A 22,496-nucleotide genomic window follows, 5' to 3' on the forward strand; every position below is an offset into this window, starting at 1 on the left:
GCCGGACTGTACGTTAGTTCACCGAGACGGCAGCATCTCGTGCACGCTGTAGCTCATCATGGCCAGGAAGGCCACCAGCACCAGGTACATTACGCCGTAGTTGATGCGCGCGTCGCGCGTGACGACATAGTAGCTGGCGTCGCGCGTGGAGCCGCCCCAGATCGCCTCCTTGATCTGCGGATAGGCCAGCACCGCCACCAGGATCAGCATCGGACTCGGATGGTAGAAGAACAGCGCCGCCAGCAGCGGCACGCCGGCCAGCCACACCTTGGGCGAGATGATGGCGGTGATGCGGCCACCGTCGAGCGGCGAGATCGGGATCAGGTTAAACAGGTTCAGCATGAAGCCGGAATAGGCTACGGCCAGCAGCAGGTCGCTGTCGCTGTTGCGCGCGAAGTAGTAGCACGCCAGCGAGGCCAGCGTGCCCGCCAGCGGCCCTGCGAAGCCGATGTAGGCTTCGGTTTCCACGTCATGCGGCAATTCCTTCAGTTCGATCCACGCGCCCACGAACGGGATGAAGGTCGGCGCGCCCACCTGCAAACCGCGCTGGCGCGCCGCCACATAGTGGCCCATCTCGTGCACCAGGATCAGCGCGACGAAACCGACCGCGTAGCGCCATCCATACACCCAGCTATAGGCGACAATCGACAGCAGCATGGTGCCGCAGGTCAGCAGCAGCTTGCCCATTTTGCCGGCCGCCAGCAGCCAGATGATCAACTTGCCCACTGCTTACTCCTGCTTGCTCAGGTCGACGCCCGAGGCGGCGGCTTCCTTCTTGCGGCCCAGCAGCTTCCACAGCCAGCCGCCCAGCGCGGCCACGCCCAGCACGATGAATTTCTTGAACGCCAGCAGCACGGCAAAGATCTTGCCGAAGAAGCCCAGCTTGGCGGCGACGCCGCCGGCCACCAGCGCGGCGATGCCGTATTCGGCGACCTTGTCGGTGTTGGCGTTAAAGTCGCTGTAGCGGTGGCCCGGCGTGAAGTCGGTGAAAGCGGTGACCTTCTTCATCTCCTGCTTGACCTCGGCGATCTGGACCATGCCCGACACCGCGTTCAGCACCAGCACGCCTTCGCGCCCCAGCACGCGGATGTTGTAGTTCAGGCCGTTGTCGTTGCTGCCCTCGGTGTGCAGTTCCTTGGCCCAGTACAGCTTGTGCTGTGCCTTGTCGTAGCTCGGCTGCTCGGCCCAGCCCACCAGGGACATCGCCGGATAGCCCTGTTGCTTGCGTTCCTTGTTGTGTTCCTCCATGCCTTGCTTCATATCGTTCAGCAGGTCGGCATAGTTGATGTGGTCGGCGTCATCGTCCTTGACGTGGCCGTCCTTGTCGTAAGTCACCACCACGCCCCAGCCGGCCTGGCTCAGCGGGTTGACGTCGCTCGGCACGATCATGCCCAGCGTCTTCGCGCCCGGCGGATTGCCCCAGCCGTCGGTAATCAGCTTTTCAGCGTCGGCCGGATCGAGGTAGCGGAAGTTGGGCGGCAGGTCGAGCGTGGCGATCTCGCCCGGCAAGGTGATTTTGCCTTCGCGGAAAGTCAGCGAAGCGAGGAACTGCTGGGCCGTCATTTGTGGCGCGGAATCGGCGGCAACGGCAGGCAGCGAGATGGCCAGGCTCAGGCAGAGCAGGGCGGTGAACAGACGGCGCATAAATACTCCTTGCTATAAAGACTATATCCTACAGGAAACTATTGCGCATTTGGTAATTATTTATGGCATTGTCGGCAAGGTTGAATCGTGGCAGTATGGTTTTTTCACGTAACGTCAGGGAGTCCCGATTGAAACACACCATGCTCGCGCTGTCGCTGATGGCAGCTTTCGCCGCGCACGCCGCCACCGGCCCGGAGTTTGACGCCCAGCGTCTGTCGCACGACGTCAAAGTGCTGTCGTCCGACGAATTCGAAGGCCGCGGCCCGAACACCGCCGGCGAAACCAAGACCGTCAACTACCTGATCGAACAATTCAAGGCCGCCGGCCTGCAACCGGGCGGCGACATCGTCAAGGGCCAGCGCAGCTGGACCCAGGACGTGCCGCTGGGCCGTTTCGAAATCAAGGGGCCGGTGACGCTGAGCGTGAGCGACGGCAAGACCGTGCAGCCGCTGAAGCAGGGCGACGACCTGGCCGTGCGCGCCGCCATGAACGGCGCCAAGCTGGTCGACTTCAAGAACGCGCCGCTGGTGTTCGTCGGCTATGGCGTCACCGCGCCGGAGCGCCAGTGGGACGACTTCAAGGGCCAGGACCTGAAGGGCAAGCTGGCCGTGGTGCTGATCAACGACCCGGACTTCGAGACCGGCCAGGGCGACTTCGGCGGCAAGGCCATGACCTACTACGGCCGCTGGACCTACAAGTATGAAGAGATGGCGCGCCGCGGCGCGCTGGGCACCATCATCGTCCACGAAACCGCGCCGGCCTCGTACGGCTGGAACACGGTGAAGAATTCCAACACCAACGTCATGTACGACATCGTGCGCAAGCAGCCGCAGCAGGCGCACGCGCCGATGGAAGCGTGGATACAGCGCGACCTGGCGGTCGACCTGTTCAAGCGCGGCGGCCTCGATTTCGAGGCGCTGAAGAAGCAGGCGCAAACGCGCGACTTCAAGCCGGCCGAGCTGAAAGGCGTCACGCTGTCGGCCAAGTACGCGGTGGACGCGCAGGTGATCGTGTCGAAGAACGTGGCCGCGCGCGTGGCCGGCGCCAAATCGCCGAACGAAACCGTGATCTACAGCGGCCACTGGGACCACCTCGGCGTCGGCCTGCCGGACGCCAAGGGCGACAAGATCTACAACGGCGCGGTCGACAACGGCACCGGCATCGCCGCGCTGCTGGAACTGGCGCGCGCCTATGGCAAGGCGCCGAAGCCGGCGCGCAGCGTGGTGTTCCTGGCGGTGACCGCCGAAGAGAAGGGCCTGCTCGGCTCGGAATACTACGCGGCCAACCCGCTGTATCCGCTGGCCACCACGGTCGGCGTCATCAATATGGACGCGCTCAGCCCGCACGGCGTGGCGCGCAACTTCACCATTTCCGGCAGCGCCAGGCTGGACCTGCTGGACCAGCTGGTGGCCAAGGCCAGGCAGTGGAACCTGGTGTACGCGCCGGACCCGAAACCGGAAGCCGGCCACTTCTTCCGTTCGGACCACTTCCCGTTCGCCAAGCGCGGCGTGCCGGCCATCTCGTATGGTTCCGGCGACGACCTGGTCGACGGCGGCCTGGCGGCCGGCCACAAGATCGAGGAATCCTATGTGACCAACAACTACCACCAGCCGTCCGACGAGTGGAGCGCCGACTGGAGCTTCGCCGGCATGTCGCACGACCTAGGCATGCTGTATGCGCTGGGCCGCGATCTGGCCGACTCGACAGCCTGGCCGAACTGGTCCAAGGACGCCGAGTTCCGCGCCGCGCGCGACGCGACTGCTGCCAAACGGAAATAAAAATAGCACGATTGCTTAATTCGCAATAGAATGGTCAGGCGCCGGCTGCCATGCCGGCGCCTTTTTTGCAGGTCTTTTCAGGAGATACCGCATGACCCTTGCTATCCGTCGCAGCGCCATCGCGCTGGCCATCGCCATGTTGTCCGCCGGCGCGCTGCACGCCGCCGACGCCCCCAAGCCGGCCGCCAGGGCCGACATCGCCATCCCCGACATCCCCTACACCAGGTTTGTGCTGAAGAACGGCCTGACCTTGCTGGTGCACGAGGACCACAAGACGCCGGTGGTGGCCATCAACACCGGTATCACGTCGGCTCGAAGAATGAAAAGCCGGGCAAGACCGGCTTCGCCCACCTGTTCGAACACCTGATGTTCAGCGGCAGCGAGAACTTCAACCATACTTACCTGAACGCGCTGGAACGCATCGGCGCGACCGACCTGAACGGCACCACCAATCCCGACCGCACCAACTATTTCCAGAACGTGCCGACCTCGATGCTGGACTACGCGCTGTTCGCCGAAAGCGACCGCATGGGCCACCTGCTCGGCGTGCTGGACCAGAAGAAGCTGGACCTGCAGCGCGGCGTGGTGCAGAACGAAAGCGCCAGGGCGAGAACCGCCCGTATGGCATCACCCGCACGCTGCTGGCCGAGAACACCGGCCGGCCGGCCACCCGTATTCGTGGACCACGATCGGCTCGATGGCCGACCTTGACGCCGCTTCGATGGCCGACGTGCAGGAATGGTTCAAGACCAACTACGGCCCCAACAACGTGACGCTGGTGCTGGCCGGCGACATCACGCCGGAAGAGGCGCGCGCCAAGGTGGAGAAATACTACGGCGACATACCGCCGGGCCCGCCGTTGGCCAAGCAGCAGGCATGGATCGCCAAGCGCACCGGCACCCACCGCGGCATGGTGCAGGACCGCGTGCCGCAGGCGCGCGTTTACCGCGTGTGGAACGTGCCGGGCGTCGCCACCGCCACCGAGCCGCTGCTGGACCTGGCCGCGCACGTGCTGGGCGGCGGCAAGACCTCGCGCTACTACAAGCGCCTGGTCTACAAGGACCAGCTGGCCACCGACGCCAGCGCCGGCAACTACACGTCCGAAATCGCCGGCCAGTTCTACTCGGTGCTGACGGCGCGCCCGGGCGGCGACGTCGCCGCGCTGGAACGGGCGGCCGATGAAGAACTGCAGGCGCTGATCAAGTCCGGCCCCACCGCCGCCGAGCTGGAAGTGGCCAAGACCGCCATCCTGGCGCAGTACACCCGCATCGTCGAGCGCATCGGCGGCTTCGGCGGCAAGAGCGACCTGCTGGCCAGTTGCACCACCTACACCGGCAACCCGGATTGCTACAAGGACTACCTGAAAGCCGTCAAGGCGGCCACGCCGGCGCAGGTCAGGCAAGCGTTGCAGGCATGGCTGAGCGATGGCGACTACGTGCTGGAAGTGCAGCCTTACCCGACCAACCTGACCACCACGGCCAAGCTCGACCGCAGCCAGCCGCCGGCGCTGGGCAAGCCGGAAGCGCTGAACCTGCCGCCGATGCAGCAGGCCACGCTGTCGAACGGCCTGAAAGTGGTGCTGGCCGAGCGCCGCGCGGCGCCGCTGGTCAACTTCGCGCTGATCGTCGACGCCGGCTTCGCCTCGGATACGCCGCAGACCGAGGGCCTGGCCAGCCTGACCGGCAGCATGCTGGAAGAGGGCACCAGCAGCCGCAGCGCGGCCGCCATCAGCGAGGCCTTTGCCGCGCTGGGCGCGGAGTTCGGCGTCAGCACCTCGCTCGACAGCGCCACCGTCAGCCTCAACACGCTGAAGGCCACCATGCCGAAGGCGCTGGAAGTGTATGCCGACGTGGTGCAGCATCCGGCTTTCGCGCAGAACGAACTGGAGCGCCTGAAGAAAAACCGCCTGGCCGCCATCGCGCGCGAGAAAACCTCGCCGACCGAGATGGGCCTGCGCGTGCTGCCGCAGCTGGTGTACGGCGCCGGCCACGCCTACGCCTTGCCGGTCAGCGGCAGCGGCAGCGAGGCTGCCGTCAGCAAGCTGCGCCGCGACGACCTGGTGAACTACCACCAGGCCTGGTTCAAGCCGAACAACGCCACGCTGCTGGTGGTGGGCGACACCACGCTGGCGGAGATCACGCCGCTGCTGGAGAAAACCTTCGCCGGCTGGAAGCCGGGCACGGCGCCGCAGAAGAACATCGCCACCGTGGCGCCGCAGGAGAAGCCGCTGGTCTACCTGCTGGACAAGCCGGGCGCGCAGCAGAGCGTGATCTACGGCGCGCAGCTGGCGACGCCGCGCAACGCGCCGGACGAGGTCGAGCTGAGCGTGGTCAACAACGTCTTCGGCGGCAACTTCAGTTCGCGCATCAATATGAATCTGCGCGAGGACAAGCACTGGTCGTACGGCGTCAGCGCCTTCCTGCAGCCGTCGGTGGGGCAGCGCCTCTACACCAGCATGTCGCCGGTGCAGACCGACAAGACCAAGGAAGCGTTGCAGGAGCTGGTCAAGGAATACGGCAACATCGCCGGCGCCAAGCCGATCAGCGCCGCCGAGCTGGCCGACGCCAAGACCAACCTGACGTTGCGCCTGCCGGGCAGTTTTGAAACGGCGTCGCAGCTGTCGAACGGCTACGCCAACATCATCCGCTACAAGCTGCCGCAGGACTATTACAACCGCTACACCGGCAAGGTGATGGCGCTGACGCCGGAACAGGCCAACGCGCTGGCCGCGCGCAGCATCACGCCGAACCGCCTGGTGTGGCTGGTGGTGGGCGACCTGAGCAAGGTGGAGGCGGGCGTGCGCTCGCTGAATTTGGGCGAGGTGCGCAAGATCGACGCCGACGGCAAGCCGCTGCAGTAAGCGTCTGCCGCACGGCCGCTAACGGCTAACCGCCAACCGGCACGCCGCCCCGGCGCCGTGCCGGTTTTTTATTGGCCGATATGCCGGGCCAGGAAGGCCTCGATGCGGCGCCACAGGTCGATGCGGTTGTTCTGGGTTTTGGCGTCTTCCACATCCGGCGCGTATTCCAGCCATTCCACGCGCTGGTTGCCGGCGCCGGTCAGCGCCGTGTAGAACTTGCGGCCATCGCCATACGGCACGCGGCCGTCTTGTTTGCCGTAGGCCAGCAGCACCGGCTGCCCGATGCGCGCGGCGTTGTACAGCGGCGACGTTTCCTTCAGCTGCGCCGCGTCCAGCTTGGGATCGCCGATGGCGGCGCGCAGCTGCGGCAGCGCGCGCTGGTCGGCGCTGCCGACCCAGTTGCGCTCGAACATGGCGTTGAGGTCGGTGATGCCGGACCAGCTGACGCCGCATTTGAACAGTTCCGGATTGCGCGCCAGTCCCATCATGGCCGCATAGCCGCCGTAGCCGCCGCCGGCGATGCAGACACGGCTGGCATCGGCATAGCCGTGCTGCGCCGCCCATTTGACGGCATCGGCGATGTCGTCCTGGATCGCGCGTCCCCACTGCCTGCTGCCGGCCGCCGCGTGGGCGCGGCCAAAGCCCTCGGTGCCGCGCGGCTGCGGTTGCAGCACCAGATAGCCGCGCGAGGCGAGGAACTGCACCTCGTCGTTCCATTCCCAAAAGCCGCTGCGCTGCCACTGCGGATCGCCGACCAGCACCACGGTGGGCGCCGGCTTCTTGCTGGACGGGTTGGGGAAGGTCACGGCCACCGGAATCTGCATGCCGTCGCGCGCCGGGTAGCGCTCCAGCGCCATCATGCCCATGCGGTCCGGGTCCATGTCCGGCCGCGACGCGCCCAGGCGCACCAGCTGCTTCGTGCTGCGGTGGTAGAGGAAGTAGATATGGTCCTGGATGTCGCGGTGGGCGTCGATCAGCACATAGGCCGTTTCGCTGTGGCTGCCCGTGCTCAGTGTGTTGAGGGTGCCGGGCAGCAGCGCGTCCACCTCCTGCTGCAAGGCTTTCATGCCGGCGTCGAACCAGACGGTGGTTTCGTTGTCGGTGTTGACGCGGTAGCCGAGGATCTTGTTATCGTCGAGCAGGAAGTAGCCGTCGGCGTCGAAGCCGGGGACCGAGATCATCGGCGTGTCGGCCAGCGCCTTGTTGTGCACGTCGTAGCGGAAGATGGCCGCCTCGTCGCGGCCACGATGGGCGCGCACGTACAGCGTGTCGTCGAGGAACAGCACCGGCTTGAAGGCGTCCGGCGACGCCGGGTCGAACGCGGCCAGCTCGCGCCAGCCGCTGCCTTCCTTCAGCAGCACCACGTCCTTGCCCTGCCGGCGCGCTGTTGCCACGCGCACCGTGCCGCCCGGATCGACCAGCCACCGGTAGGTGCCGCGCGGGGCGTTGATGTCGGCGATCCTGCCGCTGTGGGTGTCGATGCGGCCCAGCACCTGCGCGCCAGCGTTGTCCACCACCACGAACATATCGTCCGATTTACGCAGCGGGAAACCGTTGATGCTGGCCTGCGCCAGATAACCGCCGGCGCGGTCGGTGTCGGCAAACGCGCGCGGCTTGTCGACGGTGTATGACAGGCCGGCGACGCCGGCGCCGTCGCGGTCGACCGCGTACAGGCCGGGCTTGCCGATGTCGCCGCCCTCGTCGACGTTGTGCGCGGTGTAGGCCAGGCGCTTGTCGTTGAGCCAGTAGAAATGCCTGACATCGGCATTGCGGAAGGCGGCCACCGGTTTTTGCTCACGGGTTTCCACGTCCACCACCAGCAGCATGCTGCGGCCTGCAGGCGACATCTTGCGCACGGCGACGTGACGGCCGTCGGGCGAAATGCTGGCGCCGGTCGTGGCGGGCTTCTGGAAGAATTTTTCCAGCGCGATCGGCGCCTCGGCGGCGGACGTGGCGCCGGCGGCAAGCAGGCCGGCGAGCAGGGTGGCAGTCAGTTTCATCGTTTGGAAACCATGTTTAAAAACCAACGATAGCTCAATTCCGGCGCCGTGCCCAGCAAAGATTTTCGTTTGATGCTAATATTTAGCATCCTAAGTATATTTGAGCGAGTCCGCGATGAGCAGCTACGACAAAACCCTGATGACCCTGACCCACACGCTGATCCACGTGGCGCGCTCCTACAAGGGTGCGGCGGACGCGCTGACGGCCGATTTCGAGCTGTCGCACGCCAGCGCCTGGCCGGTGCTGATGATTTCGCGCCTCGGCGACGGCGTGCGTCCGGGGCAGGTGGCGGACGCCGTCGGCATCGAGCCGCCGTCGCTGGTGCGCATCATCGATCAACTGGTGGCGGCCGGGCTGGTGCTGCGGCAGGACGATCCGAGCGACCGCCGCGCCAAGACCTTGTCGCTGACGGCCGCCGGCAAGAAGATCGCCGAACGGCTGGAAAAGGCGCTGGCGCCGTTCCGCCGCGATCTGTTCAAGGACATGCCGCAGGCCGACGTGGAGGCCACGGTGCGCGTGCTGACGCGGCTGGACCAGGTGCTGGCCGGCCGCAACGCGGCGTAAGCGGCGGGGGTATCATGAAGTCGCCTACCGCCAGCGAGCTGCTGTTCTCGGCCAAGTGCTTCGCCGCCTCGATGCTGGCGCTGTACGTCTCGCTGGCCGCCGGTCTGCCGCGCCCGTTCTGGGCGATGATGACCGCCTACATTGTCGCCAGCCCGTTTTCCGGCGCGGTGCGCTCGAAGGCGCTGTTCCGCGTCTGCGGCACGCTGATCGGCAGCGCCGCCACCATCGTCATGGTGCCGCGCATGGCCAATGCGCCCGAGCTGCTGTCGCTGGCGCTGGCCTGCTGGGTGGGCCTGTGCCTGTATATCTCGCTGCTGGACCGCACGCCGCGCTCGTATATCTTCATGCTGGCCGGCTACACGGCGGGCCTGATCGGTTTTCCGGCGGTGAGCGATCCGTCGGCCATCTTCGACACCGGCCTGGCGCGGGTGGAGGAAATCACCATCGGCATCCTGTCGGCCACCGTGGTGCACTCGCTGCTGTTCCCGCAGGGCGTGGGCCCGGTGCTGCTGGCCCGCCTGGACCGCGCTGTCGCCGACGCGCAGCGCTGGATGAGCGATGTGCTGAAGCCCGGCGCCGCCAGTGTGCCCAACACCCACACGCGGCTGGCGCTGGCCGGCGAAATCAGCGAGCTGCGGGTGATGTCGACCCATTTGCCGTTCGATACCTCGCAGCTGCGCTGGACCGCCAGCATGGTGCATGGCCTGCACGACCGCCTGGCGGTGATGGTGCCGCTGCTGCTGGCGGTGGAGGATCGCCTTGAGGCGTTGCGCGCAGAGGACCCGGACAGCCTGGCGCCGTGGACCCGCGTGCTCGACGACATCGCCGCCTGGGTGGCGGCCGGCCGCGACGCCGATCCGGCCCGCGCGGCGCAATTGCGCGCGGAACTGGCGCAATTGCAGCCCGCGCTGGCGGCCAACGCCAGCTGGAGCGACATCCTGCGCCTGAATCTGGCGCAGCGGCTGGACGCGCTGATCGAGGCGTGCGAGGACAGCCTGGAACTGCGCACCAACGTCAGTACCGTGATGCAGGGCGGGGCGGCCGGCTATACGCCGCACCTGTCGCCGACGGTGCTGCACCGCGACCATGGCATGGCGCTGCGTTCGGCGCTGGCGACGGTGCTGACCATCCTCGTATGCTGCGCCTTCTGGATTGTGACCGGCTGGCCGTCCGGCGCCGCCGCGCCGATGATGGCCGGCGTGGCCTGCTGCTTCTTCGCCACGCAGGACAACCCGGTGCCGCTGATCCGCATGTTCGTCAAATGGACGGTGATCTCGATGCCGGTGGCGGCGTTCTACATCCTGTGCGTGCTGCCGGCGGTGCACAGCTATGAAATGCTGGCGCTGACGCTGGCGCCGGTGTTCCTGGTCGGCGGCGTGTTCATGCCGCGCCCCGCCACGGCGGGCAGCTCGCTGGCGTTCCTGATCGGCGTGGCCGGCACGCTGTCGTTGCAGGATACCGGCACGCTGGATATCCCCAACTTCCTGAACAGCATGGTGGCGCAGCTGTTCGGCTTTATCGCCGCCGCCGTCATCACCAGCCTGATACGCACGGTGGGCGGCGACTGGATGGCGCGCCGCATGCTGCGCACCGCGCGCCGCGAGGTGGCGCAAATGACGCGGATGGCGCCAGCCGGGCCGGCGCCGACGCTGGCCGCGCGGAGGCCGCGTGCTACGGCAGCGTCATCGCCAGCGGCAGCGCGCGATGCGCTGGTGCGCATCTCGGCGCGCATGGTGGACCGTATCGGCCTGCTGATGCCGCGCCTGGCCATCGCCCATCCGACGCCGGAAGCGCGCGCGGTGGCGGTGGACGGCCTGCGCGAGCTGCGCGTCGGCCTGCACGTGGCGCAGCTGTGTGCCATGCGGCAGCAACTGGAGCAGGCCGGCGTGGCGCTGCAACCGCTGCTGCAAAAACTGAACGGCTATTTCGGCAACGGCGGCCACACCCACGGCCAGGCGCCGGCGCCGCTGCTGGACCGCATCGACGGCACGCTGCGCGCGGTCTGCGCCGCCGCTGCCGTCGGCGAAGCGCGCCCGCAAGCCGCCGCCGTGCTGGCCAGCATGCGGCGCGACCTGTTCCCGCGCGCCGCCGCCTATCAACCGGAGATTGCATCGTGACTGCTGAACTGAGTCTGTACGGACTATACGTACCCACCTTGCTGCTGCTGTCCATCCTGGCGCTGATCTGCACGCGCGTGCTGGGCCGGCTGCTGATGCGCGTGGGCTTCTACCGCCTGGTGTGGCATCCGGCGCTGTTTGAATTTGCGCTGTTCTTCATTTTGCTGGGCAGCTTCTCCACACTGTTAACTCAATCGGGGCTGAACATGAACCTCAAAAATACAATGATGGCCACTGGCCGTTTCGCCGTCACCATGGTGGCGGTAGTGATCGCGGCGGCGCTGGCATGGCGCCTGTGGCAGCACTATGAAGTTGAACCGTGGACCCGCGACGGCCGCGTCAAGGCGGACGTGGTGCAAGTAGCACCGGACGTCACCGGCCAGGTCACCAATGTGCTGGTGCGCGACAACCAGCAGGTGAAAGCGGGGCAGGTGCTGTTTGAAGTCGACCGCGCGCGCTTCGAGCTGGCGCTGCGCCAGGCCGAAGCCGCCGTGCAGGCGCAGCGCACCACGCTGGCGCAGGCGCAGAAGGAAGCGCGCCGCAACAACGACCTGCGCGACCTGGTGTCGGACGAAACGCGCGAGCAGGGTTCGTCGCGCGTGGACCAGCTGCGCGCGGCGCTGGCGCAAGCCGAGGTGGCGCGCGATGTGGCCAAGCTGAATCTGGAGCGCACGCGCATCGTCTCACCCGTCAACGGCACCATCTCCAACCTGGACCTGCGCATGGGGTCCTACGTTACGGCCGGCCACGCGGTGATGGCGCTGATCGACAGCGATTCCTACTACGTGGAAGGCTACTTCGAAGAGACCAAGCTGCCGGCGATTCAAGTCGGCGACGCAGTGGATGTGCTGCCGATGGGCGCCTCGTTGCGTCTGACCGGCCATGTTGAAAGCCTGTCCGGCGGCATCGCGGACCGCGACCGCACCACCTCGTCCAACCTGCTCTCCAGCGTCAACCCGTCCTTCAACTGGGTACGCCTGGCGCAGCGCATCCCGGTGCGCATCAAGCTGGACGCGCTGCCGGCCGGCGCGCGCCTGGTCGCCGGCCAGACCGTGACGGTGGACGTGCAGGCCAAACACTCGTAAGCGGAGGATGCGATGAATACATTGAAAATCCTGGGCGGCGTAACGCTGGCCGCGGCGCTCGCCGCGTGCAGCACCGTCGGCCCGAATTACAGCGTGCCGCAGCAGGCGGTGGCCAAGCGCGCCGAGGCGGCCGCGCCTTTCCTCGGCGCGCAGGAGGCGGTCTACAAGCAGCAACCGCTGCCGGCGCACTGGTGGCGCTTATATGACGACCCGGTGCTCGATCAGCTGATCCAGAAGGCGCTGGCCGCCAACACCGACCTGCGCGTGGCCTCGGCCAACCTGGCGCGCACCCGCGCCGTGCTGGATCAGACGGAAGAAGAACGCAGGCCGGAAGCGAGCATCAGCGCCGCGCCGGGCGTCGGCCGTTCGTCCGGCGTGGCGGCCGGCTCCAAAACCGCGCTGCCGGACCGTTTCAACTACGACGCCGGCATCCACGTCTCCTACCAGACCGACATGTTCGGCAAGATCGCGCGCGCTGTGGAAGCGGCCAACGCCGACACCCAGGCCGCGCAAGCGGCGCTGGACATGGTACGCGTGACGGTGGCCGCCGACACCGCGCGCGCCTATGCCGACGCCTGTGCGGCCGTGCGCCAGATCGGCGTGGCGCAGCAATCGGTGGACTTGCAGCAAAAATTCGTCGCGCTGACCGAGCAGCGCACACGCGCCGGCCGAGGCACCGCCATCGATGTCGCCCGCGCCCGCAGCCAGCTGGCGCAGTTGCAGGCGGCCTTGCCGCCGCTGGACGCGCAGCACCGCACCGCGCACTATCGCCTGGCCGCGCTGACCGGCCAGACGCCCGGCGAAATGAATATGCATCTGCTGCAATGCCAGGCCGCGCCGCGCCTGACCACGCAGATTCCGGTCGGCGACGGCGCCGCGCTGCTGCGCCGCCGGCCCGACATCCGCCAGGCGGAGCGCAACCTGGCCGCCGCCACCGCGCGCATCGGCGTGGCGACGGCGGACCTGTATCCGAACATCAGCCTGGGCGCCTCGATCGGCAGCACCGGCCTGCTGGACCACTTCGGCGCCGGCAACGCCTTCCGCTGGAGCCTTGGCCCGCTGATCTCGTGGACGCTGCCCGACACCGGCGCCGCCCGCAGCCGCATCGCCCAGGCGGAAGCCGGCGGCGATGGCGCGCTGGCGAAGTTCGACGGCACGGTGCTCAACGCGCTGAAGGAAGTGGAAAGCGCGATGACCGTCTACGCCCGCGAACTGGATCGCAACGCCGCGCTGAAGGTGGCGCGCGACGAAAGCGCGCTGGCCTCCGCGCAGTCGCACCGGCTGTACCAGTATGGCCGCACCGATTTCCTGACGGTGCTGGACGCCGACCGCACGCTGGCCGCAACCGACGCCGCCTGGGCGGCCTCCGACGCGGCGCTGGCCGCCGACCAGGTGGCGCTGTTCCTGGCGCTGGGCGGCGGCTGGGAGAAGTGACGGGGATGGTATGCTACTGCCTTCGTTTATAAGGAGTAGCACATCATGGGACTGGCGGACCAGTTATTAAAGGCCGGTTTGGTCGACAAGAAGAAAGTCAAAGTCGCCAATCAGACCAAGGGCAAGCAGGAAAAGGATAATCGCCGCGCCGGCATCGAGACGGTCGACGAGACCCGGCTGGCGGCGCAGGAGCAGCAGCGCCAGGCCGCCGAGAAGGCGCGCCTGGCCAACGCCGAGCGCGACGCCATCGCGCAGCAGAAAGCCATCGCCGCGCAGATCGCGCAGATGGTGCAGCAGAATAAGCAGGACAAGGGCAAGGGCGCCGACATCGCCTACAACTTCACCTACGGCACCAAGATCGAGCGCATCTACGTCAGCGCGGCGGTGCGCGAGCATCTGGTCGCTGGCCGCCTGGTCATCGTTGGCGCGGGCGCCGGCTATGAACTGGTGCCGCGCGTGATCGCCGACAAGATCGCCGAGCGCAATCCGGACATCGTGGTGCGCGTCAAACAGGCTGCTGCCGAGGTGGAAGAGGACGACCCATACGCCGCCTTCAAGATCCCTGATGATCTGATGTGGTAAGAGCTTAGATGCGTGGCTTGCCGAACGTTTGCGTCCAGTAGGTCACGCCGGCGCCCTGGTCGGCGGTGACGACGAAGGCGGCGCCCATTTCGGAGAATTCGCCGTTCATGATGTTGGCGCAATGGCTTGGGCTGGACAGCCAGCCGTTGACGGTTTCCTGCGGCGTGTTCAGGCCGTAGGCCAGATTCTCGCCGACGCGCGCCCAGCTGTAGCCAGCCTCGTTGGCGCGGTCGCCGACGCGGCGGCCGGCCTGGTCGGCATGGCTGAAGTAGCGTTTTTCCGCCATGTCGCCGCTGTGCACCAGGGCGGCGCGGCCGAGACTGGCGTTCCAGCGCAGCGGCGCCGCCGGCGGGAAGGCGCGGTTGCCGCACATGCGGCCCGTGGCGCGGGCGGCGTTGACACTTTCCAGGATGGCTGCGCCGGCGTCCTGCCACGAGGCGAAACTGGCCGACGGCAGCGGGGCGGTGGCGCGCGCCAGCACCACCGTCCACTCGCCGCCGTTGCGCGAGGCGCCGATGTCGGTGTAGCTGCCGTTGAGCAGCACGCGGCAGTAGCTCTGGCGCAGCATGGCGAACGCGGCCTGCAAGGTGCTGGCGCCGCTGACCGAGATGGCGTCGGCCTTGGCGTTCGGATAGCCGGCCTTGGCCAGCGTGGCCGACAACGAGGCGCCCGGCTGGATGCGCAGCGCGGCCAGCGCCGCTTTCGGCTTGAGTTCGGCGACCGCCTGCGTGGCGCCGTCCTGGCAGGCGCCCGGCGCCTTGCGGTAGGCATTGATCATGCTGGTCAAGGCGTCGCCGTCCGGCTGCGCGGAGGCAGTAGCGGAGATCAGGAACAGCGCAGCGATGAAGAATTTTGCCAGCAAGATAATTTTCCATATGGAAATTTAAGTTCCTGTGCATAATCTCACGTTTATTGCCGTGTCGCAATAATTTTGGTGTTCCTGTGGCTTTCGGGTGCTGCCGGACTGGCAATGTTGTAGCCGGGGAAATCCCGGCCGTGTCGCTTCGTGTGGCTTAATGCCGCTTACAAATAGCGCGCCAGCAGCGCGCGGTCCAGCGCGGCGTCGAGGGCGATGCGGACGATGTGGCCGCTGCCGGGCGCCACGCTGATTTCGGCGCCGTCGTCCGACAGCATGCGGGTCAGTTCGATGTCGCGGTTGCCGCCAGGGTGGATGACCTCGATGCGGTCGCCGACCGCGAAGCGGTTCTTCACCGCGACCCGCGCCCAGCCGTCGGCCACGCTGAGCACGTCGCCGACGTACTGGCTGCGGTTGGCCTCGGACGCGCCGCGCATATAGTTCTGATAAGACTGGGTATGGTGGCGCTGGTAGAAGCCGTCGGTGTAGCCGCGGTTGGCCAGTCCTTGCAGCTGGCCCAGCAGGTCGATATCGAACGGCCGGCCGGCCACGGCGTCGTCGATCGCCTGGCGGTACACCTGCGCCGTGCGCGCCGCGTAGTACAGCGACTTGGTGCGGCCCTCGACCTTGAGCGAGTCGACGCCGATCCTGACCAGCCGCCCGATGTGCTCGACGGCGCGCAAATCCTTGGAGTTCATGATGTAGGTGCCGTGTTCGTCTTCCATGATCGGCATCAGCTGGCCCGGGCGTTCGGCTTCCTCGATCAGGTAAGCCTGGTCGGCCAGCGGGTGGCGCGGCTGCTGGTGCAGCGACGACAACGGCTGCTGCTCGGCTTGCTGCAGGGCCTGCTTGAATTGCAGCGGAATCACCTTGGCGAAATCGCCGCTGGCGTCTTCCTGCGCCTGCTGCACCTTGTAGTCCCAGCGGCAGGAGTTGGTGCACGTGCCCTGGTTGGAGTCGCGGTGGTTGAAGTAGCCCGACAGCAGGCAGCGGCCCGAGTAGGCAATGCACAGCGCGCCGTGGACGAACACTTCCAGCTCCATCTCCGGGCACTGCTGGCGGATTTCCTCGATTTCATCGAGCGACAGTTCGCGCGACAGGATCACGCGCGTCAGCCCCATGCGGTGCCAGAACTTGACGTCGGCCCAGTTGACGGCGTTGGCCTGCACCGACAGGTGCACCGGCACCTCCGGCCATTTGTCGCGCACCATCATGATCAGGCCGGGATCGGCCATGATCAGCGCATCCGGCTTCATGGCGATGACCGGTTCCATGTCGCGCAGATAGGTCTTGAGCTTGGCGTTGTGGGCGAAGATGTTGCTGGCGACGAAGAACTGCTTGCCGCGCGCGTGGGCGCCGTCGATGCCCTCCTGCAGCGCCTGCAAGGTGGAGAAGTCGTTGTTGCGCACGCGCAGGCTGTAGCGCGGCTGGCCGGCATAGACGGCGTCGGCGCCGAAGTCGAAGGCGGCGTGCATCTTGTCGAGCGAGCCGGCGGGGAGGAGGAGTTCGGGGGCTTTGAGCATAAACGGCGGGCAAAGTCGTGGATTCTAGTCACGACGTCCAGCTGAATCTTTGCGCCAGATCAAAAAACGCCGACTTGTTGCCGGTAGCGACGCAGGGCGTCGTCCAGCGGCGGCATCAGCTGCCCGCGCGCGCTGGCCAGCGGCGCGCGGCCGGCCGGATCGGGATTGGCGAGGTGCCAGATGCCGTGCTCGCCATCGATCAGCAGGTCGAGGCAGCTGTGCACCAGGTCCGGGACGTAGGTGGGCGCGGCCGCCGCGCGGCTGAGCGCGGCCGCGCGCGCCGGCGGGTCCCACGGGCTGAACAGCGGCCCGCTGCGCACCGTCAGCGCCGCCGGGTGGATGGCGTGTACGCGCTGCTCGGCGGCGGCCTGGTTGCGGCCGTAGTCGCTGCGCGGGCACGGGGCGTCGCTTTCCAGATACGGCGCGTCGCTGGCGCCGGCGAATACCTGGTCGGTGGAAAAGCGCAGCAGCGCGATGGCGTGGCGGGCGCAGGCCGCCGCCAGCACCACCGGGCCAAGCAGGTTGTCGCGCCGGCAGCGCGCGCCATCGTGGGATGCGTCGGGCGGTGCGTAGCCGGCAGCGTTGACGACCGCCCACGGCCGGTAGCGGCAAATGGCGGCCTCCACCGCCAGCGGATCGGCGATGTCCATCTCGGCCCGCGTCAGCACATGGCAGGCCAGATGGCGCTCGGCGCACAGGCGCGCAAAGGCGCTGCCAAGCCGGCCCGTGGCGCCGGTAATCAGCAACGGTTGCGCCGTCGCCACCCCCGCGCCATCCGCACCGGCATCCGCAGTCGCAGCCGCAGCCGCAAAGGCCGTGACATTGGCTCCGACACCGGCCTTTGCACTGACACCGGCCGTGGCATTGGCATCGACACCGGCCTTTGCACTGGCACCGGCCGTGACATTGGCTCCGGCACCGGCCTTTGCACTGGCACCGGCCTTGGCATCGGCATCGGTGGCGGCGGCACCGGCACCGGACCGGGCGTGGTTGATGGGCGGGTACAGCAGGCGCTCCGGGCGGCGCCACCAGCCTGGCCCTTGCAACACCGGGCTGGACGGTGGCCTGCCGCTGGCCAGTTCGCGCATCAGCGTGGCCAACGCGGTCGGGCGCGGCTGCGGGCTGCGCAGGTCATAGGCGCCGGTTTCGTAATAGCCCTTGCGGTCGGCGACCAGGCAATTCCAGTCGTAGGCGCCGAGCAGCGACCAGACGGTAACGGCGCGCACATCGATGCCGCGCCGCCGCGCCTGGCCGGCGGCGTGCCAGATTTCCGCCAGCCAGCGCAGATGGTCCTCGCGCCGGGCGTCGAGATGGGCCTCGGTCACCGCCAGCGGCAGGCCGTAGCGGCGCCACGCCTCTTCCAGCAGCGGGCCGATGCCGACGCACGGTGTCGCCAGCGCGCGCGCGGCCACCACGTCGGCGTAGCCTTCCGCGCCCATCTCGTGCGCCGGGTAGTGCTCGCGCCGATGGTCGAGCCAGCGCTCGCTGGTGATGTAATAGTTGACGCCGATAATGTCCGGCGGGCACGGATGGCGGCGGAACCAGTCCAGCTCCTCGCAGCCGGCGCCGCTATCGGTCAGGTAGCGCCACAGCGCGTGATCGGGGCCGACCATGCCGCACAGCAGGTCCCATGGCAGCCAGCGGCGCTGGTTGTAAAAGCGCGCCTTGGCGGCCAGCGGCGGCGTGCTGTAGGTTCTGCCGAGGTCGTCCGTCTGCACCAGTTTGGCGGCCGGGTTGACGGCGCGGATCGCCTGCATGGCCAGCGCCACGCCGCGGCATTGATTCAGCAGCGCACGCACGAAGCTGCGGTCGCTCTGTCCGTGCGGATACCACAGGCCATACAGGCAGGCGAAGCGTGCGGTGGTGCAGGGTTCGTTGACCGGCGTGTAGTATTCCAGCCACGGGTAGCGGCGCGCCACCGCGCCCGCGTACGCGGCCAGTTGCTCGGCGAAACGCGGATCGGTCAGGCTGGTGTGGCGCGGCCCGCTGCCGTGGTGCACCAACCCGGCGATGGGCGTGATGCCGAGCTCGCGCAGCGCCGGCAGCCGTTCGTCGGGCAGCGACCAGTCTGCCCGGTCAAGGCCGTCCGGCGCGACCAGTTCCCACAAGACCGGGTAGCGCAGCGCCGTGATGCCAAGCGAGGCAAACCGGTCGAGGTCGGATAGGCGCCGGTCGTGGCCGTTTTGCTCCATCTGGCTGAAATAGCGGTCGCGCACGCGGTTGACGGTGGCTTCCAGTCCGCCCCACAGTTGCAGCTGCGGCGGCGCGTCGGGTGTGCTCATGGTCTGCGGTCTGCTGGTCGGACAGGCAGCCAGTATGGCCAAAAATCCGCGCACCGCGCGCAGCGTTGCCGCTCAGACAGACACGGCGCTGTTACACTAGCTGATCGAGTTTGTGGAGTGCGCGTCAATGGCGGTGTTGTTCACTACCTTGTGGCCGGTATTTGTGCTGATTATCGCCGGCTATGTAATGCAGCAAAAAGGCTTTCCCGGCGAGGGCTTCTGGCCCGGCGCCGAAAAGATCAATTATTTCATCCTGTTCGCGGCGCTGCTGTTTGCCAGCCTGGCGTCGGCGCCGCTGGACAACCCGGCGCTGCCGCGCGTGCTGGGCGCGGTGTTGCTGTGCCTGGGCGTGTGCAGCGCGGCGCTGATCGTCGGCTGGCGCTGGCGGCACTGGCCGGCCGCGCGCTTCGGCGTGCTGGCGCAGGGCGTGCTGCGCTTCAATACCTATCTGGGACTGGCGGTGGTGGGCAGCCTGTACGGCAAGCCGGGGCTGGTGCTGGCTGCCGTCATCATGGCGGTGTACGTGCCGACGGTGAACGTGCTGTCGGTGCTGGCTTTCAGCGCCGGGCAGGGCGCCAGCCCGGGACGGCTGCTGCTGCCGATCGCGCGCAATCCGCTGATCCTGGCCTGCGTGGCCGGCGCCGCGTTCAACCTGAGCGGCCTGGAACTGGCCTGGGGCGCCGACAAGCTGCTGGCGCTGCTGGCCGGCACCAGCCTGCCGCTGGGCTTGTTGAGTGTCGGCGCCGCACTGAAGCTGCACGAGCTGCGCGGCGAACTGGGCGCGCTGACCGCCAACTCGCTGCTGCGCCTGTTCGGCGCGCCGCTGGCGGCCATGCTGTGCGCTCGGCTGCTGGGCTTGCCGCAACTGGAAAGCGCGATCCTGATCCTGTTCTTCGCGCTGCCGACCGCGCCCACCTCCTACGTGCTGGCGCGGCAGATGGGTGGCGACAGCCGCCTGATGGCCGGCATCATCACCTTGCAGACGATGCTGTCGGCCGTCAGCCTGATGGCGGTGCTGGCCTTGATGTGACTTGATCAGGCCTTCTTCTGCGCCGCGATCCAGCGGTTGACGGCGGCGTCGAGCACGTCGAGCGGAACCGAGCCGTGCGACAGCACTTCGTTGTGGAAGGCGCGCAGGTCGAACCGCTCGCCCAGCGCCTGCTCGGCGCGGGCGCGCAGTTCGCGCAGCTTGAGTTCGCCGATCTTGTAGCTCAGCGCCTGGCCCGGGATGGCGATGTAGCGCTCGACTTCCTGCACCGCCGTCACCTCGTCCTGCGGCACATTGTCCTTGAAGTAGGCGATCGCCTGCTCGCGCGTCCAGCCCTTGGCGTGGATGCCGGTGTCCACCACCAGTCGCACGCCGCGCCACACTTCCGCCGTCAGCCGGCCGACCCATTGCCACGGATCGTCGTACATGCCGATTTCCTGGCCCAGCATTTCGCTGTACAGGCCCCAGCCTTCGGAGAAAGCGATGCTGCTGCCGAAGCGGCGGAAGGCCGGCAGGCCGGTGGTTTCCTGCGCCAGGCTGCGCTCGAAGTGGTGGCCGGGAATCGCTTCGTGCAGGAAGAAGGCGTTGGTGGTGAAGCGGGTGCGCGTCTCCGGCTTGTAGGCGTTGTAGTAGAAGATGCCGGGCCGGGTGCCGTCGACCGAGCCGCGCTGGTAGGACGCCGGCGCGGCGCTGACCTCGCGGTAGGACTCGACCGGGCGGATTTCAAACGGCGCCTTCGGCACGCTGGCGAACAGCAGGCCGACCTTGGCTTCCACGCGCGGCCGCAGCGCCTCGTACGAGGCCTGGATTTCGTCGCGCGTCTTGAAGCGCAGCTCGGGCGCGGTGTTGATGTAGTCGAAGAATTCGCGCAGATTGCCCTTGAAGCCGACGCGCTGCCTGGCTTGCTCGAACTGGGCGCGGATGCGCGCCACTTCGCGCAGGCCGATGTCGTGGATTTCGGCCGGCGTCAGCGCGGTGGTGGTCGAGCGGCGGGCGAGGAAGGCATACCACTGCTGGCCGCCCGGCAGGGCGCCGATGCCGGCGGTGTCGCGGCCGGCCGGCAGATAAGTGTCGCGCATGAAGGCCAGCAGCTTGCGGTTGGCCGGCGCCAGCTGCTCGCGCACCAGTTTGGCGTAGGCGTCGCTGAGGCGCGCCTGGTCGGCGGCGCTGAAGGAGGCCGGGAACTTCCGCACCGGCTGCATATAGGTGCTCTTGGCCAGGTCGTCGGTGCCGACGTTTTCCAGCTGCGGCAGCACGCGGCGGATCAGCGCTTTCGGCATGACGATGCCTTGCGCGATGCCGGTGCGCATATCGGCGATGGCGGCGTCGACCGCCGGGGCGTAGCCGGCCGCGCGTTGCAGCCAGTTGTCGTAGTCCTGCACCGTCTGGAACGGCTGGGCCGAGGTGCCGGAACCCAGCTGGGCCAGCGTCAGGTGCAGGCCGGAGAACTGGTCCACCGGCACCTGGTCGGACGGGAAGCGCAGGCCGTCGAGCACTTCCTGCAGGCGGTAGCGCAGCAGGTCATAACTGATGCGGTCTTCGGGCGGCAGCGGCGCCGGATCGAATTCGGCGCTGCGCGCCGGTATTTTTCCGCCAGCGCGCGGCTTTGCGCGCGGTTTTCCGCCGAGGTGATGGCGCCGAAGCGGTTGTTGTAGCGCTGGTCGCCGTTGTAGGTGGCCGCGATCGGGTTCTCCCGCAGGTAGTCTTCCCAATAATCAGCGTACAGCTGGTTCATTTTTCCGGCGTGGCCGGTACTTGGGCTTGGGCTTGGGCGAAGGCGGGCAGGGCGGCGCACAGCAGCGCGCCCAGCAACAGCGGGAGAGAGCGGGTCATGGATTCCTTTAGCTGGTTTGGATTTGCTGGGAGACAGGATCGTCTTTGTGTATCGCCAGTATGTTAATCCCCAGCGGGAATATTTGATAATCAAATCGTGCCAGGAACTTGCGGATTTCGTCTTCGTTCGATTTGATCTTCTCGATCATCAGCTGCGGCTTGTATGCCTTGATGGATTGTTCTGCGCCAATCAGGGCTTCCATCTCCATGCCTTCGATGTCGATCTTGATAAAATCGAGCCGCTTGAGATTCAACGCGTCAATGGACGTCATCTTGGTGCGGACGCCGTTGGCTTCCGTATAGTCGATGACCTGGCCGATGAATTCGGTGGTGCTGGTTTTCCGGATTTCCAGGCTGCCAAAGCTGGACGGCGAGAAGTAATCCGGCCGGGGAACGGAAATTTCCCCTTCGCTGGCGCCGACCGCGGCAAAGATCGCGCGGGCGTTAAAGCAATTGTTGATGGCGATATTGCCGGCCAGCGCGTAATAGATGCGCTCCTGAGCTTCGAAAGCGATCACCTCGCCCCAGCTGTGCATGGCCTGCGCCCACTCAATCGTGTGTACGCCGACATTGGCGCCACAATCGACGGCCACCACGCCATCGCCAAAATTCTGCCGCCGGCTCCCCAGCAACTGAACGGCAAAATCCACTTCCTGCGGGTCGAATGCCGACGTGTTTAACAGCTGATGTCCAACGCCGTAGCCCATCCCGCTTTCCACGATGCGGTAATCGTGGCGGTTGACCAGCATGGTGCCGTGGTTGGTGCTGGCTAAGACAAACGCTATCGGTCGCAAATTTTTCATTTTTTGTCTACCCCATCAATATATTTCCTGTGAGCCACTGTAGCATAAGTGTGTCGCGGAAGATGAATGAGTTTGCAGACGCCCACCCACAGGCAATGCGCCGACGTGCACACCTCGGGCCGTAAAACCCCGGCTTGCTGTTATTT

The 22,496-nt window shown here is 67.0% G+C and carries 19 protein-coding genes; 10 read left to right on the forward strand and 9 right to left on the reverse strand.

Annotated elements, in window-relative coordinates:
• Positions 1-18: 18 nt before the first annotated feature.
• Together ACRQ5J_RS04760 and ACRQ5J_RS04765 are read right to left on the reverse strand one after the other, a co-directional pair.
• On the reverse strand, positions 19-726 hold the full coding sequence (locus ACRQ5J_RS04760; protein ID WP_432381434.1) for a site-2 protease family protein: 708 nt from the start codon (positions 724-726) through the stop codon (positions 19-21).
• Between the two features lie 3 nt (positions 727-729).
• Positions 730-1,644 carry a DUF2167 domain-containing protein gene (locus tag ACRQ5J_RS04765; RefSeq protein ID WP_432381436.1) on the reverse strand — a complete coding sequence of 305 codons (915 nt, stop codon included), beginning with the start codon at positions 1,642-1,644 and terminating at the stop codon, positions 730-732.
• Positions 1,645-1,784: 140 nt separating this feature from the next.
• Between ACRQ5J_RS04765 and ACRQ5J_RS04770 the strand changes: the two genes are divergently transcribed.
• The 4 genes from ACRQ5J_RS04770 to ACRQ5J_RS04785 all read left to right on the forward strand — a co-directional run bounded on the left by ACRQ5J_RS04770 (position 1,785) and on the right by ACRQ5J_RS04785 (position 6,282).
• A complete protein-coding gene (locus tag ACRQ5J_RS04770) occupies positions 1,785-3,422 on the forward strand; it encodes a M28 family metallopeptidase (RefSeq protein WP_432383587.1) in 1,638 nt (545 codons plus the stop codon).
• Between the two features lie 91 nt (positions 3,423-3,513).
• Positions 3,514-3,789 carry a hypothetical protein gene (locus ACRQ5J_RS04775; RefSeq protein WP_432383730.1) on the forward strand — a complete coding sequence of 92 codons (276 nt, stop codon included), beginning with the start codon at positions 3,514-3,516 and terminating at the stop codon, positions 3,787-3,789.
• Complete coding sequence (locus ACRQ5J_RS04780) at positions 3,786-4,133, forward strand: insulinase family protein (protein WP_432383588.1); 348 nt, start codon at positions 3,786-3,788, stop codon at positions 4,131-4,133. Before ACRQ5J_RS04775 ends, ACRQ5J_RS04780 begins: the two co-directional genes overlap by 4 nt.
• On the forward strand, positions 4,120-6,282 hold the full coding sequence (locus ACRQ5J_RS04785; RefSeq protein WP_432381438.1) for a M16 family metallopeptidase: 2,163 nt from the start codon (positions 4,120-4,122) through the stop codon (positions 6,280-6,282). Before ACRQ5J_RS04780 ends, ACRQ5J_RS04785 begins: the two co-directional genes overlap by 14 nt.
• Positions 6,283-6,350: 68 nt before the next feature.
• Here ACRQ5J_RS04785 and ACRQ5J_RS04790 read toward each other — a convergent pair whose 3' ends face one another.
• Positions 6,351-8,282 (reverse strand): prolyl oligopeptidase family serine peptidase, encoded by a 1,932-nt coding sequence (locus ACRQ5J_RS04790; RefSeq protein WP_432381440.1) that lies wholly within the window; start codon positions 8,280-8,282, stop codon positions 6,351-6,353.
• Between the two features lie 115 nt (positions 8,283-8,397).
• Here ACRQ5J_RS04790 and ACRQ5J_RS04795 point away from each other — a divergent pair, with 115 nt between their 5' ends.
• From ACRQ5J_RS04795 to ACRQ5J_RS04815, 5 genes are read left to right on the forward strand one after another with little or no spacing between them, the layout of a single operon-like run.
• Positions 8,398-8,847, forward strand: a complete 450-nt coding sequence (locus ACRQ5J_RS04795) for a MarR family winged helix-turn-helix transcriptional regulator (RefSeq protein ID WP_432381441.1) — start codon at positions 8,398-8,400, stop codon at positions 8,845-8,847.
• A gap of 14 nt (positions 8,848-8,861) precedes the next feature.
• Complete coding sequence (locus ACRQ5J_RS04800) at positions 8,862-10,964, forward strand: FUSC family protein (RefSeq protein WP_432381443.1); 2,103 nt, start codon at positions 8,862-8,864, stop codon at positions 10,962-10,964.
• Complete coding sequence (locus ACRQ5J_RS04805) at positions 10,961-12,049, forward strand: efflux RND transporter periplasmic adaptor subunit (RefSeq protein ID WP_432381444.1); 1,089 nt, start codon at positions 10,961-10,963, stop codon at positions 12,047-12,049. Before ACRQ5J_RS04800 ends, ACRQ5J_RS04805 begins: the two co-directional genes overlap by 4 nt.
• Positions 12,050-12,061: 12 nt before the next feature.
• On the forward strand, positions 12,062-13,483 hold the full coding sequence (locus ACRQ5J_RS04810; protein ID WP_432381445.1) for an efflux transporter outer membrane subunit: 1,422 nt from the start codon (positions 12,062-12,064) through the stop codon (positions 13,481-13,483).
• A gap of 45 nt (positions 13,484-13,528) precedes the next feature.
• Complete coding sequence (locus ACRQ5J_RS04815; RefSeq protein ID WP_432381447.1) at positions 13,529-14,065, forward strand: DUF2058 domain-containing protein; 537 nt, start codon at positions 13,529-13,531, stop codon at positions 14,063-14,065.
• A gap of 4 nt (positions 14,066-14,069) precedes the next feature.
• On the opposite strand, the gene ACRQ5J_RS04820 is transcribed toward ACRQ5J_RS04815, so the two are convergent.
• The 3 genes from ACRQ5J_RS04820 to ACRQ5J_RS04830 all read right to left on the reverse strand — a co-directional run bounded on the left by ACRQ5J_RS04820 (position 14,070) and on the right by ACRQ5J_RS04830 (position 18,726).
• On the reverse strand, positions 14,070-14,927 hold the full coding sequence (locus ACRQ5J_RS04820; RefSeq protein WP_432381449.1) for a CAP domain-containing protein: 858 nt from the start codon (positions 14,925-14,927) through the stop codon (positions 14,070-14,072).
• A 161-nt stretch (positions 14,928-15,088) separates the two neighbouring features.
• Positions 15,089-16,444 carry a tRNA 5-hydroxyuridine modification protein YegQ gene (gene yegQ, locus ACRQ5J_RS04825; protein WP_432381450.1) on the reverse strand — a complete coding sequence of 452 codons (1,356 nt, stop codon included), beginning with the start codon at positions 16,442-16,444 and terminating at the stop codon, positions 15,089-15,091.
• Positions 16,445-16,503: 59 nt separating this feature from the next.
• A complete protein-coding gene (locus tag ACRQ5J_RS04830) occupies positions 16,504-18,726 on the reverse strand; it encodes a family 1 glycosylhydrolase (protein WP_432381452.1) in 2,223 nt (740 codons plus the stop codon).
• 127 nt (positions 18,727-18,853) lie between these two features.
• On the opposite strand from ACRQ5J_RS04830, the gene ACRQ5J_RS04835 reads away from it, so the two are divergent.
• A complete protein-coding gene (locus ACRQ5J_RS04835; RefSeq protein WP_432381454.1) occupies positions 18,854-19,756 on the forward strand; it encodes an AEC family transporter in 903 nt (300 codons plus the stop codon).
• Between the two features lie 5 nt (positions 19,757-19,761).
• On the opposite strand, the gene ACRQ5J_RS04840 is transcribed toward ACRQ5J_RS04835, so the two are convergent.
• From ACRQ5J_RS04840 to ACRQ5J_RS04850, 3 genes are all read right to left on the reverse strand, one after another.
• Positions 19,762-21,246, reverse strand: a complete 1,485-nt coding sequence (locus tag ACRQ5J_RS04840; protein ID WP_432383589.1) for a DUF885 domain-containing protein — start codon at positions 21,244-21,246, stop codon at positions 19,762-19,764.
• Complete coding sequence (locus tag ACRQ5J_RS04845) at positions 21,144-21,449, reverse strand: hypothetical protein (protein WP_432383731.1); 306 nt, start codon at positions 21,447-21,449, stop codon at positions 21,144-21,146. Before ACRQ5J_RS04845 ends, ACRQ5J_RS04840 begins: the two co-directional genes overlap by 103 nt.
• Before the next feature lie 106 nt (positions 21,450-21,555).
• A complete protein-coding gene (locus tag ACRQ5J_RS04850; RefSeq protein WP_432381456.1) occupies positions 21,556-22,296 on the reverse strand; it encodes an FkbM family methyltransferase in 741 nt (246 codons plus the stop codon).
• Positions 22,297-22,496: the final 200 nt, after the last annotated feature.

The organism is Duganella sp. P38, from assembly GCF_050859475.1.
Taxonomy (GTDB): domain Bacteria; phylum Pseudomonadota; class Gammaproteobacteria; order Burkholderiales; family Burkholderiaceae_D; genus Rugamonas.

Bases quoted from the DNA above. Each gene is read 5' to 3' on its own strand.
- ACRQ5J_RS04770 (WP_432383587.1), top strand. From the start codon at position 1,785: ATGCTCGCGCTGTCGCTGATGGCAGCTTTCGCCGCGCACGCCGCCACC.
- ACRQ5J_RS04785 (WP_432381438.1), top strand. From the start codon at position 4,120: ATGGCCGACCTTGACGCCGCTTCGATGGCCGACGTGCAGGAATGGTTC.
- ACRQ5J_RS04795 (WP_432381441.1), top strand. From the start codon at position 8,398: ATGAGCAGCTACGACAAAACCCTGATGACCCTGACCCACACGCTGATC.
- ACRQ5J_RS04790 (WP_432381440.1), bottom strand. From the start codon at position 8,282: ATGAAACTGACTGCCACCCTGCTCGCCGGCCTGCTTGCCGCCGGCGCC.
- ACRQ5J_RS04775 (WP_432383730.1), top strand. From the start codon at position 3,514: ATGACCCTTGCTATCCGTCGCAGCGCCATCGCGCTGGCCATCGCCATG.
- ACRQ5J_RS04835 (WP_432381454.1), top strand. From the start codon at position 18,854: ATGGCGGTGTTGTTCACTACCTTGTGGCCGGTATTTGTGCTGATTATC.
- ACRQ5J_RS04765 (WP_432381436.1), bottom strand. From the start codon at position 1,644: ATGCGCCGTCTGTTCACCGCCCTGCTCTGCCTGAGCCTGGCCATCTCG.
- ACRQ5J_RS04810 (WP_432381445.1), top strand. From the start codon at position 12,062: ATGAATACATTGAAAATCCTGGGCGGCGTAACGCTGGCCGCGGCGCTC.
- ACRQ5J_RS04815 (WP_432381447.1), top strand. From the start codon at position 13,529: ATGGGACTGGCGGACCAGTTATTAAAGGCCGGTTTGGTCGACAAGAAG.
- ACRQ5J_RS04845 (WP_432383731.1), bottom strand. From the start codon at position 21,449: ATGAACCAGCTGTACGCTGATTATTGGGAAGACTACCTGCGGGAGAAC.
- ACRQ5J_RS04850 (WP_432381456.1), bottom strand. From the start codon at position 22,296: ATGCTGGTCAACCGCCACGATTACCGCATCGTGGAAAGCGGGATGGGC.
- ACRQ5J_RS04800 (WP_432381443.1), top strand. From the start codon at position 8,862: ATGAAGTCGCCTACCGCCAGCGAGCTGCTGTTCTCGGCCAAGTGCTTC.
- yegQ (WP_432381450.1), bottom strand. From the start codon at position 16,444: ATGCTCAAAGCCCCCGAACTCCTCCTCCCCGCCGGCTCGCTCGACAAG.
- ACRQ5J_RS04830 (WP_432381452.1), bottom strand. From the start codon at position 18,726: ATGAGCACACCCGACGCGCCGCCGCAGCTGCAACTGTGGGGCGGACTG.